Origin of the sequence: Streptomyces sp. CB09001, from assembly GCF_003369795.1 — a bacterium.
In the GTDB taxonomy this organism is placed as follows: domain Bacteria; phylum Actinomycetota; class Actinomycetes; order Streptomycetales; family Streptomycetaceae; genus Streptomyces.
This window is the reverse complement of the sequence record NZ_CP026730.1, coordinates 7,690,657-7,707,910: the sequence shown is the minus strand read 5'-3', so window position 1 is coordinate 7,707,910 and position 17,254 is coordinate 7,690,657. Positions and strand designations below refer to the sequence as shown.

The 17,254-nt window shown below is 73.1% G+C and carries 14 protein-coding genes; all 14 read right to left on the bottom strand.

Annotated features, from left to right (window positions below; all coding sequences use genetic code 11):
- Positions 1-36 precede the first annotated feature (36 nt).
- The 14 genes from C4J65_RS35600 to C4J65_RS35535 all read right to left on the bottom strand — a co-directional run bounded on the left by C4J65_RS35600 (position 37) and on the right by C4J65_RS35535 (position 17,121).
- Positions 37-1,041 (bottom strand): alpha/beta hydrolase, encoded by a 1,005-nt coding sequence (locus C4J65_RS35600; RefSeq protein ID WP_240330600.1) that lies wholly within the window; start codon positions 1,039-1,041, stop codon positions 37-39.
- Positions 1,038-1,220: a hypothetical protein gene (locus tag C4J65_RS35595; protein ID WP_115746166.1), complete on the bottom strand. Its 183-nt coding sequence runs from the start codon at positions 1,218-1,220 to the stop codon at positions 1,038-1,040. Before C4J65_RS35595 ends, C4J65_RS35600 begins: the two co-directional genes overlap by 4 nt.
- A gap of 55 nt (positions 1,221-1,275) precedes the next feature.
- The gene (locus tag C4J65_RS35590) at positions 1,276-2,322 is read right to left on the bottom strand and encodes an alpha/beta hydrolase (RefSeq protein WP_115746165.1); all 1,047 of its coding nucleotides are present in this window, start codon (positions 2,320-2,322) and stop codon (positions 1,276-1,278) included.
- A 108-nt stretch (positions 2,323-2,430) separates the two neighbouring features.
- Positions 2,431-3,309, bottom strand: coding sequence for a 4'-phosphopantetheinyl transferase superfamily protein (locus tag C4J65_RS35585; protein ID WP_115746164.1), 879 nt, complete (start codon positions 3,307-3,309; stop codon positions 2,431-2,433).
- The gene (locus C4J65_RS35580; RefSeq protein WP_115746163.1) at positions 3,215-4,081 is read right to left on the bottom strand and encodes a 2-oxo acid dehydrogenase subunit E2; all 867 of its coding nucleotides are present in this window, start codon (positions 4,079-4,081) and stop codon (positions 3,215-3,217) included. Before C4J65_RS35580 ends, C4J65_RS35585 begins: the two co-directional genes overlap by 95 nt.
- The gene (locus tag C4J65_RS35575) at positions 4,078-4,323 is read right to left on the bottom strand and encodes an acyl carrier protein (protein ID WP_115746162.1); all 246 of its coding nucleotides are present in this window, start codon (positions 4,321-4,323) and stop codon (positions 4,078-4,080) included. Before C4J65_RS35575 ends, C4J65_RS35580 begins: the two co-directional genes overlap by 4 nt.
- The gene (locus tag C4J65_RS35570; RefSeq protein ID WP_115746161.1) at positions 4,320-5,354 is read right to left on the bottom strand and encodes a 3-oxoacyl-ACP synthase III family protein; all 1,035 of its coding nucleotides are present in this window, start codon (positions 5,352-5,354) and stop codon (positions 4,320-4,322) included. Before C4J65_RS35570 ends, C4J65_RS35575 begins: the two co-directional genes overlap by 4 nt.
- On the bottom strand, positions 5,351-8,368 hold the full coding sequence (locus tag C4J65_RS35565) for a type I polyketide synthase (protein ID WP_115746160.1): 3,018 nt from the start codon (positions 8,366-8,368) through the stop codon (positions 5,351-5,353). The genes C4J65_RS35570 and C4J65_RS35565 overlap by 4 nt, the downstream gene beginning before the upstream one ends.
- Positions 8,368-8,643 carry an acyl carrier protein gene (locus C4J65_RS35560; RefSeq protein ID WP_115746159.1) on the bottom strand — a complete coding sequence of 92 codons (276 nt, stop codon included), beginning with the start codon at positions 8,641-8,643 and terminating at the stop codon, positions 8,368-8,370. The genes C4J65_RS35565 and C4J65_RS35560 overlap by 1 nt, the downstream gene beginning before the upstream one ends.
- 85 nt (positions 8,644-8,728) lie before the next feature.
- Positions 8,729-10,513 carry an acyl-CoA dehydrogenase gene (locus C4J65_RS35555; protein ID WP_115746158.1) on the bottom strand — a complete coding sequence of 595 codons (1,785 nt, stop codon included), beginning with the start codon at positions 10,511-10,513 and terminating at the stop codon, positions 8,729-8,731.
- A 9-nt stretch (positions 10,514-10,522) separates the two neighbouring features.
- The gene (locus C4J65_RS35550) at positions 10,523-12,298 is read right to left on the bottom strand and encodes an acyl-CoA dehydrogenase family protein (protein ID WP_115746157.1); all 1,776 of its coding nucleotides are present in this window, start codon (positions 12,296-12,298) and stop codon (positions 10,523-10,525) included.
- Between the two features lies 1 nt (position 12,299).
- The gene (locus tag C4J65_RS35545; protein WP_240330599.1) at positions 12,300-14,051 is read right to left on the bottom strand and encodes a fatty acyl-AMP ligase; all 1,752 of its coding nucleotides are present in this window, start codon (positions 14,049-14,051) and stop codon (positions 12,300-12,302) included.
- A gap of 361 nt (positions 14,052-14,412) precedes the next feature.
- The gene (locus tag C4J65_RS35540; protein ID WP_115746155.1) at positions 14,413-16,341 is read right to left on the bottom strand and encodes an HAD-IIIC family phosphatase; all 1,929 of its coding nucleotides are present in this window, start codon (positions 16,339-16,341) and stop codon (positions 14,413-14,415) included.
- A 90-nt stretch (positions 16,342-16,431) separates the two neighbouring features.
- Complete coding sequence (locus tag C4J65_RS35535) at positions 16,432-17,121, bottom strand: hemerythrin domain-containing protein (RefSeq protein ID WP_115746154.1); 690 nt, start codon at positions 17,119-17,121, stop codon at positions 16,432-16,434.
- Between the last annotated feature and the right edge of the window lie 133 nt (positions 17,122-17,254).

Genomic DNA, 17,254 nt, shown 5'->3' with positions numbered 1-17,254 from the left:
GACGTGGCGGGGCCCGGTGCCGCCGGGGTGTCCGCGTCAGGCCGGGCGCAGCGTGGCCGGGTCGAGGCCGGGCGTGCCGGGGCGGTGGGGCGCCGGGCGGCGGTTGCGGAGCATCTGGCGCCACTGCTCGGGGCTGAAGCTCGCCGGTTCGGTCGTGGTGATGAAGTCGCGCAGGACCGACAGGAAGCGGTCGGGGTCGCTGCGGAACGGGAAGTGCCCCGCCCCCTCGAAGATCTCCAGGCGGCTGCTCGGCATGGAGACGTGCCCGAGGCCCGCGTGCAGCGCCGGGACGACTCGGTCGCGGCCGCCCCAGATCAGCATGGTGGGCATGCCCTGCGCCAGATAGCAGCGGTCGAGCATGGTGCCGACCTGCCCCCGCCAGTCGACGACGGCCCGCAGGGTGCGCACGAAGGCGTTGCGCGAGGTGGCGTCCGGCAGCGCGTCCACCACCCGCAGCAGGTCGGGCGCGTCGACGGCGAGATCGGTGCCCAGCCACTGCAGGACCTTGACGGCGGCGCCCACCTGCCAGCGCATGGTGGGCAGTTGCAGCATCTGCAGGACGAGCTCGGCGCCGGGCAGCGAGGCGGCGCGCAGCAGCGGGGTGACGTGCCGGCTGATTCCGCCGGTGCCGACCAGGACGAGGCGCTCGCACCGCTCGGGGAACTGGTAGGCGAACTGCATGGCGACCGCGCCGCCGAGCGAGTGCCCCACGATGGTGGCCCGCTCGACGCCGAGCACGCTCAGCAGGTCCCGCATGCCGTTGGCGTACGCGGCCAGCGAGTAGTCGGCCCGCGGCTTGTCGGAGTGCCCGTGGCCGAGCAGGTCGGGGGCGATGACGCGGTGGCTCCTGGCGAGCCCGGGCATGACGTCCCGCCAGGTGTCGGACGAGTCCCCGATGCCGTGGATCAGCAGGACGGCGTCGCCCTTTCCGGCCATCCGGAAGGCCCGGCGGTGGCCGTGCACCGTGCGGTGGCGAAGCCGGATGGCCGCGCCGCGGGGGCCCCGGGGCACGTACTGGGCGGACAGGGACACGGACGTCACGCCCCCTTGCCCCGCCCGTGGCGGCGGGTGCTGTCCGTCCGGCCCCGGGTGATGTAGGGCACCGGGGCGGGCCGGTGGTGCCCGGTCGTCAGATCGCTCTCGATCACTCCGAGCGAGGCGAGCGACTGCCAGGGACCTACCGTCCCGGTCGTGACCCTGGATGTCGGTTCATCGGTCATGGCTGCGTCTCCTTGGCTCGTGTGCGGGGATCTGGGATTCGGAGGGCCTCTTCGGTCAGTGGCGACGGCCGGCGAGCCGGGACAGCAGGAGCTGCGCGAAGATCCAGCGCCGCATCGCCGCGAGGTGGCCGGGGGAGCCGTGCACGTCGTCGAACGTCTTCACACGCAGGTCGGGCAGGGCGGCCAGCAGTTCACGCTCGGCGGCCGGGATGATCTCGTCGCGGCTGCTGGCGACGTACCGCACCGGCACGCGGACCTGCCGCAACCGGTCGGCGCCGAGGGCGTGCCGGGGCAGCGCGGACCACAGGGCTCCGTGGTCGGGGGCCCCGGTGAGGCGGCACAGCGTGTCGAGCGTGATCCGCGGGATCCGGGGCCGCCAGCCGGTGTCGGTGAAGAACGCGCCGACGGGGGCGCCCACGGTCAGCACGCGCCGGATGCGCGGGTCCTCGGCGGCGGCGCGCAAGGCGAGGTGGCCGCTGAAGCTGAGGTTGAGCAGGGACGTGTCGGCGGTGTTCGCCCGGCCGGCCAGCCGGTCGAGCAGATGCGGCAGCAGTTCCCAGGAGTCGGGCCGGTAGGTCAGGGTGTTCTCGCCGACGCCGGGGAACTCCGCGACCACGGCGGCGAATCCGAGCCGCCCCAGCAGGGGCAGCAGCGGCGCCCACTGTTCCTTGACGCTGACGATGCCGCCCATGACGACCAGCAGCGGGCGCCGCCCGGCCGGGTGGAGCCCGGTGGTCCAGCAGGCCATCGTGCCGTCGTGGAACGGGATCTCGATGCGCTCGATGCCGCGGCCGCTCCGCCACTTGTCGAAGGCCTCCACACCGAGTCGGCCGGCGGCGGCGCGCACCGGGTCCCCGTGGTAGGGGAAGCGGGCGAGCGCGAAGCGGGAGCAGGCCTCCAGGTGGCGTCCGCGCAGTGCGGCGGCGTGACCGGCCCGGGTCCAGGTGACGGCCCACGACTCGGGGTCGCCGCGCCGGTCGTTGGTGATCCGGGACAGGATGCGTGCGGCCGTGCCCGGCGCCATGCCCTGCCCCCGGGCGTGCAGGAGGGCGAACTCCTTGAGCTCCGGGAGGTGGTGCTCCGTCAGGTGCTGTTGGTCCATGAGGGCTCCCCGCTGTGTGCGTTCAGTGTCCGGGCCGCCGCTTGCGGACCGGTTGTGCCGCCGGGGCCGGGGCGGGCGGCACGGGGCGGGCGGGCCGGGGCGGGCGGCTCACCACCAGTCGTCGCCGCCGCGGCGGTCGTCCTCCTCGACGCCGAGCGCCTCGGACAGGGCGTCGACGATGCCCGCGTCGAGCATGGTGTGCGCCTGCGTGTCCGTGGTGACGCCGAAGCCGGAGTCCCCCACGGCCACGCTGACCGTGTACCGGTCGAGCAGCGCGTAGGTGCGGAAGGACCATTCGCTGCCGGTGCCCGGCGTCCCGTCCGGGCGCCGTACCTCGGTCGGTGTGCCGTCGGTCCCGAACCCGAAGTCGGTGAACCGGAACTGCATGCCGAGCCCGATGGCCTTGCTGTACGCCTCCTTGAGCGTCCACAGCCGCACCATCGCCGGGTCCCGCTCGTGGTCCGCCATGGCCTCGATCAGCTCGGCCTCGTGCGGGGTGCACAGATGCCGGCCGAGTCCCGCCTTGTACATGCTGCGGTCGGTGCGTTCGGCGTCCACGCCGATGACGGCGCCGGTGGCGAGTCCCACGAGCAGCAGGTCCTCGGTGTGGCTGAGGCTGATCTGCACGCCGTCGTAGCCGTGCAGATACGGGCGTCCCGAGGGCGTGTAGCCCAGTTCCACCGACTGCGGCGGCACGTGCAGCGCGGCGCCCGCGGCGAACTTCAGCAGCACCCGCGACGAGGCGAACCGGGTCCGCACCTCCGGGTGGGTCAGGTCCAGGTAGCGGGCCCAGTCCCGGCCGAGCAGCGCGCGCAGCCGCGGCCCGCCGGCCCGCTCGGGACGCCAGTCGTCCAGACGTGCGTAGAGAATCGCGGTGGCGTGCGTGGCGAGGTCACGTCGGACTCCGTTCCAGTCCCCGCGCGGCCCGGTGATCACGATCGGTTCGCCGAACGTCCGGCCCGGGGAGGGTTTCCCTGGAGCCGTCATCGAAGTCCTCCATGGTCTGGCGGAGATCGCCGAGCAGGTCGGCGGCGACCGCCCCGTCGATCACCCGGTGGTCGAAAGTGAGCCCGAGCCGCATGACGGGCGCCGCCACGACCTGTCCGTCCCGGACGACGGCCCGGTCCACGACGCGTCCCGCGCACAGGGTGACGGCGGTGCCGCCGGCGGAGTGGAATCCGTCGACGGAGCCGTGCCCGAGAGAGCTGACGGACACGGTGCCGAAGATCCCCGGGCGGCGGCTCGGGTCGCGCAGGGCCGCCGCGAAGGCCGCCCTGCCGAGCGGTACGGGCAGCCGCCCGAGCATCCGTACGCCCTTGAACTCCGGGAGGGCGGCGGTGTGTTCGCCCCGGTAGCGGTCCACCTGTTCCTGCACCTGGGCCAGCGAGAGCTGCTCCAGGGCGGGCACCAGGGCGGAGAGCACCGTGCGCTCCCCGTCCACGGCACGGTCCAGGGCCAGCTTCGCGGTCACCGAGGCGAACCGTACGGTCCGGGGGCGGCGCAGGACGGACGGCCAGCCGGGTGCCATGACCGCGTTGGCCTCGGGGTGGCGGGCCATCACCTGCCCGGTGGCGTGCAGCAGGTAGCTGACCACCGAGTAGCGGGTCCCGGCGGCGCGGGCGGCGGCCCGGTGCGCCTGGACGCGGGTCATGTCGATGTCGGTGTCCAGGTGCACGGGCCGCTGTGCGGCCGCCCACTCCAGGAAGTACAGGGTGTGGCGGCGGCGCCTTTCCAGGTGCCGCCGCGGCGCGCTCGTCATACCGGGACCGCCAGTTCGTAGAACTGCCGCAGGCTGCGGGCCTCCAGGACGCGGCCGACCGGGACGGTGCGGCCGGTGGCCAGTTCCACGGCGGTGACGAGCTTGAGCAGGTGCAGCGAGTCCCACTCGGGGAGTTCGTCGAAGTCGGCGGCGACCTGCTCGTCAGTGACGGGCAGGCCGAGTTCGTCGCGGACGGTCGTGACGAAGTCGGCCAGGCTGTAGGCGGGGCGTGTGGTGGTCATATCCTCTCCAGGGCGAAGCCGGCCTTGATCCACTTGCTGGACTCGATGGCGACGGCGAGTGCCTTCTGACCGTCCGTCATTTTCTCCAGGAGCCGCTCGATCTGCAGGAACGGCAGGGCGTTGCCGTTGTTGCCGGTGTCGGCGACGCAGGAGATCTCGGTGGCCGTGGGCACGTCGAGCTGTTCGGTGATCTTGCGGGTCATCCGGCCGGACAGCTGCGGCGGCAGGATGTAGTCCACCTCGTCCTGGCTCCAGTCGAGTTCGTCGAGCAGCTCCCAGAGGATCTCGACCGCCATCACCGGGACGTGCTCCTCGATGGCCTTGTAGTCCTCGGTGAGGGCCTGCCGGTCGTCGTAGCGGTCGGCGAGACCGAACCACTCGATGACCTGTCCGGGCTTGCGGCCCAGGCCGGTGAAGCGGTTCAGGACGTGCCGCAGGACGACCCGGGCGCCGCGCGGCTCGTCGGTGAGGACGGCGGCCCCCGCGCCGTCGCCGAACAGTACGAAGTTGACCAGGTCGCTCGGGGCCGCCTTGGCGAGGTCGCGGTCGACGTCGAGGTGCTTGCTGCACACGTCGCCGCCGATGACCAGGCCGGTGCGGTATTCGCCGGACGCGATGAGGGTGCGGCCCAGGCTCAGCGCCTGTACCGCGCCCGCGCAGCCGGACTGCAGCTGGAACGTGGGCACCTGGTCGAGACCGAGCAGGTCGACGACGTTGTTGACGGTGGCCGGCATCAGCGTGTCCGGAGTGGCGGTGCCCAGGACGACGAAGTCGATGTCGCCCGGGTCGACCCCGGCGGCGGCGATGGCGCGCTCGCCCGCCTGGGCGCACAGGTCGGCCAGCGACCAACGCACCGCACCGGTCTTCAGGTCCCGGGCGAAGTGCCGGGTCCTGGTGCCGATGAACATCTCGATCCATTCCTCGTTCGCGCCCAGGACCCGGGCCAGTTCGGTGTTGTCGACCGGGTCGCCGGGCAGGGCCGTGCCGACGGAGGCGAGATGGACCTGACGGCCGCTGGGATGGTCGCTCATGCTGTCCTCTCCTGGGTGCTGTCGGACGCGGGAGCGCAGTACTCCCGCAGGAACTCCACGAGGTCACCGACCGTCGCGAGACGGGGCAGCAGGTCCTGCACCGTCAGGGCCTCGAGGACGGGCAGGCGTTCCTCCAGGCGCTTCTTCAGCTCCATGACCATCACGGAGTCGAAGCCCAGGTCCTCGTAGAGCCGCAGCAGCGGGCCGAGTTCGCCGACCTCGTAGCCGCCGACCTGTCCGATGGCGGTGAGGGCGGTCTCGGTCACCGGGTCCGCCGGCGCGGGTCGCTCCAGAACGAGCACCTCGGCGTCCGGGCCGCCGTGTGCCGCGCGGGCCGGCTCCTCGGCCACGGCGGCGGTCGGCGGCGCTCCGGGGCGGCGGGCCGGGCCCGCGGTCCAGTACCGGTGCTCGTCGTTGAAGGCGTACGGGCCGAGCCGGTACGGCACCTGGTCGCCGGCCGGGTAGAGGGTGTCCCACCGCGGATCCAGGCCGTGCCGGTACAGCTCGGCGACGGTGTCCGCCAGGTCCTGGCCGCCGGAGTCCGGTCCCCGCACCGGCGCGGTGGCCGCCGGGCGGGTCCCGGCGGACGGGAGCGGCAGTTTGCGGGTCAGCGAGGAGAGCACCGGCGACGGGCCGACCTCCACGGTGTGGCTGGGCCCGGCCTCGCCCAGGGCGGTGAACGCGTCGGCGAAGAGCACCGGGCGGCGGATGTGCGCCACCCAGTAGTCGGCGTCCATCGCCTCGCCGTCCAGGAGCCTGCCGTACAGCGTGGAGTACAGCGGCAGTTGCGGCACTCCCCCGCCGGCCTCGCGGGCGACCTCGGCGAAGTCGTCCAGCATGGGGTCCATCAGATGCGAGTGGAAGGCGTGCGAGACGCGCAGCATCCGGGTGGGGACGCGGTCGCGGTCGAACTCCTCGGCCAGGCGGCCGAGCGCGGTCGCGTCGCCGGACAGCACGGTGGCGCGCGGCCCGTTGACGACGGCGACGGAGACCTCCGGCTCGTTCGCGAGGCGCTCGGCGAGCTCGTCGCGCCCGGCCAGAACCGCCAGCATGCCGCCGCCGTCGGGCAGTTGCTGCATCAGCGCGCCACGGGCCGCGATCAGCCGGGCGGCGGCGTCCAGCGGGAACACCCCGGCCAGGCAGGCGGCCGCGTACTCGCCGACGCTGTGGCCGAGCAGCAGGCAGGGTTGCACGCCCAGTTCCTGGAGGGTGCGGCCGAGGGCGTAGCCGACGGCGAACAGGGCGGGCTGCGCCCACCGGGTGAGGTGCACCGACTCGTCCCCGCTCAGCACGAGGTCGCGCACCGAGCGCCCGGTGTGCGGCAGGAGCGCGGCGTCGGCCTCGTCGAGGAAGTGCCGGTACAGCGGCGAGTCCTGGTGGAGGCCCGCCGTCATCCGCGGGTACTGGGAGCCCTGCCCGGTGAAGAGGAACGCGGTGTGCGGGGCGGTGCCGGCCTCCCCGGTGAGCGCGTCGAACAGGGCCGGGTCGGCGGCCGCCGCGCGCAGCCGCTGCACCAGCGTCGCGGTGTCCGGGGCGCTGACCGCGAAGCGGTGCCGGTGACCGGACTTGACGCGGTGGGAGGTCCAGCCGACGGGTCCGACGGGGGCGCGCCGGGCGCCGAGCGCGTCGGCCTGCGCGTGCAGGTTGCGGCGCAGGGCCTGCGCAGTGGGGGCGGTCAGGGTGAACAGTGCGCTGCCGATCCCCCGGGGCCGCTCGTCGCCCTGGGCCGCGGGACGTGCGGCGGACGGCGGGGCGGACTCCAGGACCGCGTGGGCGTTGGTGCCGCCCATGCCGAAACTGCTGAGCCCGGCCACGCTGGTGCCGCGGGGCAGCCGCAGCGGGGCCTTGAGCAGCCGCAGCCCCTTGCCGCGCAGGTCGAGCCGCTCGTTCTCCTTGGCCGCGAACCGGCTGGCGGGCACGGTGCGGTGGTGCAGGGACAGGGCCACCTTGATGAGCCCGGCGATACCGGCCGCGCCCTCGGTGTGCCCGAAGTTGCCCTTGACGGAGCCGAGTGCCATGGGCCGTCCGGCGCGCCCGGCGTGGTGGTGGCCCAGTGCCGAGACCTCCATCATGTCGCCGAGCACGGTGCCGGTGCCGTGCCCCTCGGTGAAGTCCACCTGGGCCGGTTCGACCCCGGCCCTGCGGTAGGCGGCACCGATGACCTCCTGCTGGGACCAGCGGTTGGGGGCGGTGATGCCGTTGCTGCGGCCGTCCTGGTTGACGGCGGTGCCGCGGATGACGGCGTACACCTGCTGTTTGTCGGCGAGCGCGTCCTCCAGACGGCGCAGGACGACGGCGCCGACGCCCTCGCCGCGGCCGATGCCGTCGGCCTGGCCGCTGTAGGGCTTGCAGCGGCCGTCGGGCGCGGACAGTCCGGCCTGGGTGTAGAAGATGGACAGGGCTGGGGTGAGGGCGACGTTGACGCCCGCCGCGATGGCGTAGTCGCACTCGCCGGACAGCAGGGCGTTGCCCGCCATGTGCACGGCGACGAGCGAGGAGGAGCAGGCCGTGTCCACGGCGAGGCTGGGGCCCTTGAGGTCCAGGTGGTAGGAGACCCGGTTGGCCGTCATGCAGTAGCCGTTGCCGGAGCCCACCTGGGCGCTGACCCGGTCGTAGTCGGTGAGGTGCAGCTGGGCCCACTCGTTGCCCATGATGCCGACGTAGACGCCGGTGGAGGTGCCGGCCAGCTGCATGGGGGCGATCCCCGCGTCCTCGACGGCACGCCAGGCGCACTGCAGCAGCAGCCGCTGCTGCGGGTCCATGGCGGCCGCCTCCCGGGGGGAGACGGTGAAGAACTCGTTGTCGAAGGCGTCCGGGTCGTCGATGAACCCGCCTTCGGTGGTGTTGGCGCGGCCTTCCGCCGGGGTCGGGGAGTGGAAGTCCGCGGCGTCCCACCGCTGTTCGGGGACCGGGGATATCCCGTCCCCCGAGCGCATCAGGAGGTTCCAGTAGGCGCCGGCGTCGGGCGCTCCCGGGAACCTGCAGTCGAGACCGACGATGGCGATCCGGTCCATCAGTTTGCCGCCGGTTCGGCCAGGCTCTGTGCCAGGTGGGTGGCGAGGGCCTGGACCGTCGGGTAGTCCCAGGCGACCGTCGGTTCGAGGACCAGGTCGAAGTCCTCCTCGATGTCGCCGCACAGGCTGAGGGCGGCGACGGAGTCGAGGCCGTACTCGGCCAGGGGAACGCTCGGGTCGATCTCCTGAGGCGTGCGCTTGAGGTAGAGGGCGATGCGGTCGGACAGCCACGTGGTGAGTTCCCGGGTGGTGCGTCCGGTGGTGGGAACGGACATTCTGCGCTCCTCGGAAGAGTTCCTCGGTCGGTCGGTCGGCCGGGCTGGCTGGCTGGCTGGCTGGCTGGCTGGCTGGGAAGGTTTCTCAGCCCGCCAGCGGGGTGTTGTAGAGGTCGTAGCTGCGCGCGTCGTGGAAGCGGCGGAGCACTTCGTCGTGCAGCCGTGTCTCACAGGTGGCGGGCAGGTCGGGCAGCTGGTGGCCGAGGCGCCGGCCGAGGCGGTGCAGCGCCGCCGCGAGCCAGGCCGGATCGGCGAGAAAACCGTCCTGGCCGTGCTGGGCCTGCTGCCACACGCCGATCACCGAGGCGGCGGCGAGCAGGACCGCGTACCGGTCGGCGAGGGCGAACGTGGCCGGGCTGGCCAGGGCGGTGCGGTCCTGCGGGGCGAGGTTGAGGCTGTGCTCCTGGATCTGGCGCAGTTCGTCCATGAGGCGCAGTGCGGCGCCGTGGGCCGCCCGTTCCTCGGGGCTGGAGCTGGGCAGCCGGTCGACGGCGGCGACCAGGCAGGCGCTCAGTCCGTCCCGGCCGCTGGCGAGGGTGAGCCGTTCGAAGGGGATGCCGGGCAGGTCCTCGCGGGGCCGGAACAGGGTCCCGGGCGCGGGGTCGTCCTTGAACCAGGCGCGGCGGGCGAGCCGGGACAGCTGCGGGATGATCGTGGCCTGGCAGGCCGCGGAGCCGGCGTGGCCGAGGCTGAGGACCGGCAGATCGCGCACGTGCTTCTGGAAGATTCCGAACTCGCCCTCGCGGGTGTAGAACCGGGCGCCCAGCACGATGGAGAGGTCGTACATGGCGTCGGTGAGCATCTTGGGGACCAGGTACTTGACCACGGCCGCGTAGACGCTGGTCTCCTCGGGCAGTACGTGGACGGCGCGGGTCGCGGCCAGGGAGAGGCTGTCGCAGATCAGCAGGTCGAGGAAGGTCGTCGACAGGGTGGCCTTGGCGTGCGGGATGTCCATCACGGACTTGCGGTACAGCTGCCGGCCCAGGGCGAAGCCGGTGACGGTGCGCAGGGCGGTGTCGGTGGCGCCGAGTGCCATGCCGGGCACCGCGCTGCGGGTCACCTGGAAGGCGCGCAGGGCCAGTTCGACGCCCTTGCCCTCCTCGCCGACGAGCGCGGAGGCGGGCACCGGGCAGTCGGCGAAGTCCAGGCCCGACAGGTGGCAGCCGCGCACACCGACCGCGTCGTAGCGGGGCAGGACCTGGAAGCGGTCCTGGTCCAGGGTGTCGCGTTCGGCCAGGACGACGGAGTGGCTGCGGCTGCCGGGGGCCGGGCTGGTGCGGCTGAACAGTACCCAGGCCGCGGCCCGGTCGGCGTTGTTGATGACCTGCTTGGCGCCGTTGAGGAGGTAGCCGCCGTCCACCGGGCGGGCCTGGAACTCGTTGCGGACGAAGTCGTTGCCGTGGGCCAGTTCGTGGTAGGCCACCGACACCTTCTTGCCGTCGAGCAGCAGCTCGGCGAGGCGTCGTTGCTGCTGTCCGGTACCGGAGCTCCACACGTTGACGGCGGCCATGAACGAGGTGACGCCGTAGCCGAGGCCGAGGGCGATGTCGCGGCGGAAGACCTGGCGCATGACCCGGACCAGGGTGTCGATCCGCTCCAGGCGTCCGCCGTGGTGGACCGGCACGAACTCGGCGTTGAGCCTCAGCTCGTCGAGGGCACGCTCGCCCGGCTCGGACAGTTCGCCGCGCTCGTCGTCCGCGAGCAGTGCCGTGTACGAGATCTGGCCGCGCTCGTCGGTGGGGTCACCGAGTCGCTGCTCCAGCTCGGCGACGCGGGCGGCGGCCCGGTCTTCCTGGCCGCCGGGCGGGTGGGCTTGCCGGGCTGCGCCGGACGCTTTGTGCGGCCCGTTTGCCGCGGTACCGATCAGCATGGCGTCCTCTCAGTTGCGTGCGGTGGTCGCGTCGGCCACCGGCTCGGCCGGCGTCCCCGGCAGTCGGTGGGGGTACAGCGAGAAGAGCTCGCCTGCACTCCGGGCGGTGATCATGTGGTCGAGGAGCGCGTCGTACACCTCGTCGGGTGCGCCGCCGCCTTCGCCGAGGCGGTCCAGGATCCGGTCGAGGGCCGCCCGCAGCCACAGCCCGTCCCGCCACAGCGGTTCGGTGGTGGTGCCCGCGAACTGCGCCTGGCTGTGCGTCCACAGGCCGAGGCAGACCGCCGCGGCGTGGCACAGGGCGTAGCGGCGGGCCACCTCGAACGCGGCGGGAGGCACGTCACCGACGAGTCCCTGCCACTGCTCCATCTCCTGGTGGACCCGGTCGGCGGCGTCCGCGACACGGCGGGCGGCCGCGGCGGCCGGTGCCAGCGCGGGCCGTTCGCCGGCCAGCTCTTCGAGCCGGGCCACGCCCGGTTCGAGGCCGGCCAGGACACCGCTGCCGCGGCGCGCGACCAGGGACAGCCGCCCGGGGTCGAGCGGGGGCAGCGGCGTGGACAGGTCGTAGGCGGCCGCGGCGCCGGCCGCGTCGCCGGTGCCGCGCCGGCGGCCGCGTACCAGTGAACGGAACTGGTTGATGAGGGAGTTGAGGTTGACCAGCGTGTTGCCGTCGAACATGCCGACAATGCGGTGATCGCGCTCCACCTTCTGGAACGTGCCGTGGGCGTGCACGCCCTTGAGGAAGGCGCGGGCGCCGAGCACCCGGGTGAGCCGGGAGAGCACGTCCTCGGTGCCGCTGGGCAGCAGGTACTTGGTGACGGCCGCGGTCACGCTCATCTCGTCGGTCTGGGTGTGCGCCAGGCGGGAGGCGGCCGTGCCCAGCGCCTCGTGCAGCAGCACGTCGGCCCCGGCGGTGGCCAGCACCCGGCGGGCCTGGGGCAGTTCGACGAGGCGCCGGCCGTACAGCTCGCGGTCGAGGGCGAAGCCGAGGGCGATGCGCAGGGCGTGGTCTGCGGCGCCCAGGGACAGGGCCGCGCACATGGTCCGGGTGAGCTGCAGTGCCTTGAGGACGATCTCCAGGCCCGCGCCCTGGGCGCCGACGAGCGCGGACCGGTCGACGGCCGCGCCCTCGAAGGCGACGCCGGAGATGTCCGCGCCCCGGATGCCGTGGGTGCGCACCTTGGGCAGATGGCGGTACATGGCCGGGTCCAGCTCGCGCTTGTCGACGAGCAGGACGCTGAAGCCTCTCGGTCCCCCGGCCGGGTCGGTCCGGGTGAGCAGGGACAGCAGGCTGCCCCTGGTCGCGTTGTTGATCAGCCACTTCTCGCCGTCGACCAGCCAGCCCGTCGCACTGGGCGTGCCGCGCACCTCGCCGGCGAGCAGGTCGCTGCCGTGGGCGCGCTCGGTCAGGCCGAGCGAGACGGGTACCCCGGCGCGGATGTCCGCGCCGAGCGCGGCGGCCTGCTCGCGGGTGCCGGCCACCCAGACGCAGATGCCGCCCAGGTAGGTCTTGCCGTGCCCGATCGCCACGGTGAGGTCGCGGCGGGCGACGGCGCGCATGACCTGGAGCAGTGTGGCGTAGTCGGTGAGCCTGCCGCCGTGTTCGGCCGGTACGTAGTGGCCGGGCAGTCCCCAGTCGTCGAGGCGGCGGCAGATGTCGGCCGGGAACGCTTCCCTGTCGTCGAGTTCCACGCACCGCTTGTAGGAGAACCAGCCGCCGGGGTCGTCCGGGTCGCCGAGGAACGCGTCGAGTTCCTCGGCGACGGTCTGTCTGGGCTCGGCCATGTCAGACCGTCGCGGCCAGGGCAGGACCGGAGGCGTCCGCGACGATCTGGCGGACGGCCGGCTCCAGCACCTCGTACAGGGGGGTGAGGGCGCCTTGCAGGAACAGCTTGCGCATCAGGGTGCGCTGGATCTTCCCGCTGGTGGTCTTGCGGACGGTGCCGGGCCGGACCAGGAGCACGTTGCCCGCCGGGACGTTGAGCTGCTGCCCGATGCGGCTCTGGACGGTCGTGGCCAGGCTGCGCAGGTCGCCGTCGACGGCGCTGATCCGGACCTCCTGCACCACGACGAGGTGCTCGCGCTCGGTCTCGACGGTGAACACCGCGCCGGAGCCGGCGCCCAGGGCCTTGTCGGTGGCCTGCACCGTCCGCTCGACGTCCTGCGGGTAGAGGTTGCGCCCGGAGAAGATGATCAGCTCCTTGAGGCGTCCGGTGACGTAGAGCTCGCCGTTGTCCAGGGCGCCGAGGTCGCCCGTGCGCAGCCAGCCGCCCGCGTCCTCGCCGCCGTCGCCGTCGGTGAGGTGCGCGTCGAAGATCTCCATGTTGGTCAGCGGGCGCTTCCAGTAGCCGCAGGCCACGCTGTCGCCCTTGACCCAGATCTCGCCCACCGAGCCCTCGGGGCGTTCGCCGCGGGTGCCGGGGTCGACGATCTTCACCGTGAAGTCGTGGATGACACCGCTGCTGACCAGTTCCCGGCGCGGTGCTTCGGCCACCGGGTCGCTGAGCGTGCCCTGTTCGAGGGCGGCCACGTCGACGGTGCGCACGGCGGGGCGGCGGTCCCTGGGGGTGCCGGAGACGAGCAGGGTGGTCTCCGCCATGCCGTAGCAGGGGAAGAACGACTCGGGTTTGAAGCCGGCGGGTGCGAAGCGCTCGGTGAACGCGTCGATGGTCTCGCGGCGAATCGGTTCTGCACCGTTGGCGGCGCTCACCCAGGTGGACAGGTCGAGTTCGGCGAGCTGGGCGTCGGTGACCCGCCGCACGCACAGGTCGAACGCGAAGTTGGGGCCGCCGCCGATGGTGACGCCGTAGTCGCCGATGGACTTCAGCCAGCGGTGTGGGCGGCGCAGGAACGACGTCGGGGAGAGCAGTACGGCGGAGGCGCCGATGTACAGCGGGTGCAGGATGTGCCCGATGAGGCCCATGTCGTGGTAGAAGGGCAGCCATCCGCCGAACCGGGTGTGCGCGTCGGTTTTGGCGGCGTTCTGGATCGCGGCCTCGTTGGCCAGCAGATTGCGGTGCGAGACCATGACGCCCTTGGGCTCGCTGGTCGAGCCGGAGGTGTACTGCAGGAACGCCAGGTGCTCGGGGGTGAGGTCGGGCACCCGGTAGGCGCTCGCGTCGCTGTAGTCCGCGGTGTCGGTCGCCAGGCACAGCACGTCGGTGAAGCCCTCCGAGGCGAGCCAGGCGGATATCTCGGGCGCGCTCGCCGAGTCGGTCAGCACCGCGCGGACCTGGGCGTCGCGCAGGATGCCGGAGACCCGGGTGAAGTGCTGGCCCTGCTCGGTGGGCAGCGGGGCGGGCACGGCGACGGAACCGGCGTACAGGCAGCCGGTGAACGCCTTGATGAAGTCGGTGCCCGAGGGGTACAGCAGGAGCACCTGCCGGCCGGCGGCGCCGTGTGCCTGCAGCCAGGAGGCGATCCGCCGGGCGTCCTGGTCGAGTCCGGCGTACGACAGGTGCTCGGGGACCGAGCCGTTGGCATCGTCCGGCAGAAAGATGAAGGCATCCTCGGCACCGAGCTCGGCCGCACGGTCCACAACGAGTTCCGTGAAGGTTCGGAAGCTTGTCAACGTCTTTGCCTGACCTCTCCGAGATCCGCAGGCGTGGTGCCGGCGAGGGCTGTCTGGAATATGTCCGAGCCTCGCCCTTGGCGCTAAGGCGCCGCTTGTGCATGTCCGGCCCGGCGGGCCGGCGGCCCCCCCTTTTCCCCCGGGCATGCGGCTGCCGCCCGCCAGAGGGGGGCTGGCGGGCGGCAGTCGGCACGCGCCGCACGCCGGGGGCGTACGGCTCCCGGCTCCGGGCGGACCGGCCGGGCCCCGGGCGCGGCCGGGGGATGGTGTCGCGCCGGGGCGGTGCCGGTCCGCGGCCGGAGCCGGGATGTCTGCGGGGTGCGCTGTCCTACGCGGCCGGTGTCGCGGGTGGCGTGAACGTCGCGTCGAGCGTGATGTGGCCGGGCCGCTGCGGCAGCCGGGTGAGGTCGTGGCGGAAGTCGAGGGCGCCGTCGTCGCCGGTGCGTACGGTCTCGAAGCCGAGCGAGGGGTACAGATCGCGGACCTTGCCGTTCTTGGCGGTGGGCCGGTACGAGGCGGTGACGGCCGGCGCCGCGGTGTCCCGGGCGTGGGCCAGCAGCGCGGCCAGGGCGGCCTGTTCGATGCCGCGGGCGAAGACCCGGCAGCTGAGCAGGACGTTGTCGATGCGCAGCGCGTCTGGCCCACGTTCGGCGAACACCGCGCCGACCAGTCCGTTGTCGCCGAAGCGGTCCGCGGTCCGGACGGCCAGGACCAGATGGTGCGGTGAGTCCAGCAGGGCTTGGACCTCGTCGGTGCCAAGGCGGCGGGTGGTGAGGTTGAACTGGTTGGTGCGCAGGGTGAGCTGGCAGATGCGGGGCACGTCCTGGCCGGTGGCCGGCGCGAGGGTGACGCGGACGTCGAGGGCATGGAGGTACTCCTCCATCGACGCGGTGCTGTCGAGGAGTTCCAGGCGGCCGGCGTCGGCGCGGTACTGGCCGGCCCGGCCGCGGTCCGCCTCGGTCAGTTCGCGGACGTCGAACCAGCCGTCGGCGAGCAGCCGGTCGATGTGCAGGGCGGGTTCCTCGTCGAGGCGGACCACGGCGATCTCGGGCACGGAGGCGGCGACCAGGCCGCACTCGAAGGGGGAGTCGTCGACGAACACGAAACTGTCCGTGCCGAGGTTGAGCCGGGCGGCCATGTCCCGCAGATTGCCGTCCTTGGGCTGCCAGTTGGCGGTGATCCGCACGAAGTCGTCGGGCCGCAGCACCATGTCGGGGTGGCCGGCGAGCACCTGCTCCACGGGCTCCTGGTCGTTCTTGCTGCACACGCCGAGCAGGACGCCCTGGGAGCCCAGCTGGCGCACCACCTTCTGGAAGGCGCCGAAGGCCTCGCCCCGGTAGGTCCCGGCGACGGCGATGCCGTCGGGGCCGTCGTCGCCGAGGATGCCGTCCCACAGGGTGTGGTCGAGGTCGAGGACGAGGACCTTCTTGGTGCGGCCGCGCAGCGCCCGGGCCAGATGCGCGATCTCCCGGGCGTAGCGGCCGAGCAGTTCGCCGCCGAGGTGTTCCTTGGTGTAGACGGCGAGTCTGCTGTCGCGGACCGGGCCCGACTCGGCGATCAGCGGTTCGAGGTCGATAACGTGCACCCGGGGGTGGGTCAGTGCGATGCGCAGCAGTGCGGTGTTGAACTCCCGCCACAGCAGTGACAGTTCGGTGCGTGAGCGGTGGTCGACGAGCTGGCGCAGGTGCCCGGGCAGCAGCGGCAGGGTGTTGAGCACGAGGGTTCCCGAGCCGTCGCGGACGTAACCTTCGGCGAGCCGTTCCAGCAGGCCCGTCTTGGCCGCGACCGCGTCGGCGACGTCGGAGACCCGCCAGGGCTGCGGGAGTTCGTCGAAGACGAGCTGGGCGTCGAGCACGACGAGTGAGAGGTCGGTGTCGTCGGCGTACAGCGGTCCCGCGGTGTCCTGCAGGTCGCGCCGCCAGCCGTCGTGCTCGCCGTGGGTGGCCCGCAGCGGGATGCCGTGGCGGGCCAGTTCGGCGGTGAGCGGACCGGTGAGCGCGTCCAGTGTGCCGTGTCCCGACACCGTGACGTTCAGCGGCCGGGCGCCGGGGTGCGCGGCGTGGATGCGGGCGGGGTCGACCCGGGCGAGCAGCCGGCCGGCACGGGCCAGGTCGGCCGCGGCCGCGGGGCCCTGGGCGACTTCGGCCAGCAGGGCGGCCACCGCGGGGAACTCCTGGGCGAGCCGCTCCTGGGTGTGCAGGGTACGGATGCGGTCCAGCGCCGCGGCACGGCCGGTGGGGGTGGGTCTGGTCGTCACGGGTGCGCTCACCAACTCTTCCTCACTTCGCTGCTCGCTTGTCTGACGGTGGGCCGGCGCCGCGGTGTTCAGGCCGCGGCCGCGCGGTGTTCAGGCCGTGGCCGCGCGGTCCTCGGCGCGGCCGCCGCTGAGGCGGTTCCAGGTGCGGCGGCGCAGCCGGGGGCCGGCCAGCCGGTACAGCAGGCGGACGGGCCCGGGCAGCCGCCCGAGGAACTCGTCCCTGAGGTCGGTCCCGGCTGCCTCGCCCAGCGCGGCGAGCATGTACAGGCGGTGCGTCCTGGGCACGGCGGCCCGGCCGCGTTCGCTCAGCCGGGCCCACTGCGCCGCGGCGAACCGGCCCGGCACCAGCGGCAGGATGTGCCGCTCCTCGTCGCCGAGGTGCTCCCGCAGGGCGGGCAGCAGGTCGGTGCAGGCGTCCGCCACCTCGTCCCTGAGGTCCAACCCGGCGCCGGCACTCCATGCGGGCAGGGCCCGTTCGAGCCGGCCGAGGGCGTCGGCGATCCGCTCGTGCTGTTCCTCCATCCGGGCCACGAGTCCCGCCTCGACGGCCGGGTCGGCCGCGAGCCGCGGCCAGACCAGCTCGTCCTCGGCGAGGTGATGCTCCGTCAGCATCTGTCCGAGCGCCGCCAGGTGGCCGGCGACCACGGCGGCACGCGCCGTGTCGCCGGGGGCGACGGCGCGGATCACCGCCACCGCGGCCGCGTACTCCTGGAGGAACAGGCGGTGCACGAGCACCATCTCCCCGGTGTCCGGCGCGCCCGATGCGCTGCTGGCCGCCATCCTTCTCACCCTGGCCTTCGTGGTCGCTATGTTGCCGCCGGATCCTGTCCGGCCGGCCTAAAGCGGTTCTTGCGCCCGCATTTTCGCTACGTGCGTTGCGTTATTCACGACAGGGGCGTCCCCCGCGATTACG

Coding starts and splice junctions, on each gene's coding strand:
- C4J65_RS35595 (WP_115746166.1), bottom strand. CDS start 1,220: ATGACCGATGAACCGACATCCAGGGTCACGACCGGGACGGTAGGTCCC.
- C4J65_RS35590 (WP_115746165.1), bottom strand. CDS start 2,322: ATGGACCAACAGCACCTGACGGAGCACCACCTCCCGGAGCTCAAGGAG.
- C4J65_RS35585 (WP_115746164.1), bottom strand. CDS start 3,309: ATGACGGCTCCAGGGAAACCCTCCCCGGGCCGGACGTTCGGCGAACCG.
- C4J65_RS35580 (WP_115746163.1), bottom strand. CDS start 4,081: ATGACGAGCGCGCCGCGGCGGCACCTGGAAAGGCGCCGCCGCCACACC.
- C4J65_RS35575 (WP_115746162.1), bottom strand. CDS start 4,323: ATGACCACCACACGCCCCGCCTACAGCCTGGCCGACTTCGTCACGACC.
- C4J65_RS35570 (WP_115746161.1), bottom strand. CDS start 5,354: ATGAGCGACCATCCCAGCGGCCGTCAGGTCCATCTCGCCTCCGTCGGC.
- C4J65_RS35565 (WP_115746160.1), bottom strand. CDS start 8,368: ATGGACCGGATCGCCATCGTCGGTCTCGACTGCAGGTTCCCGGGAGCG.
- C4J65_RS35560 (WP_115746159.1), bottom strand. CDS start 8,643: ATGTCCGTTCCCACCACCGGACGCACCACCCGGGAACTCACCACGTGG.
- C4J65_RS35555 (WP_115746158.1), bottom strand. CDS start 10,513: ATGCTGATCGGTACCGCGGCAAACGGGCCGCACAAAGCGTCCGGCGCA.
- C4J65_RS35550 (WP_115746157.1), bottom strand. CDS start 12,298: ATGGCCGAGCCCAGACAGACCGTCGCCGAGGAACTCGACGCGTTCCTC.
- C4J65_RS35535 (WP_115746154.1), bottom strand. CDS start 17,121: ATGGCGGCCAGCAGCGCATCGGGCGCGCCGGACACCGGGGAGATGGTG.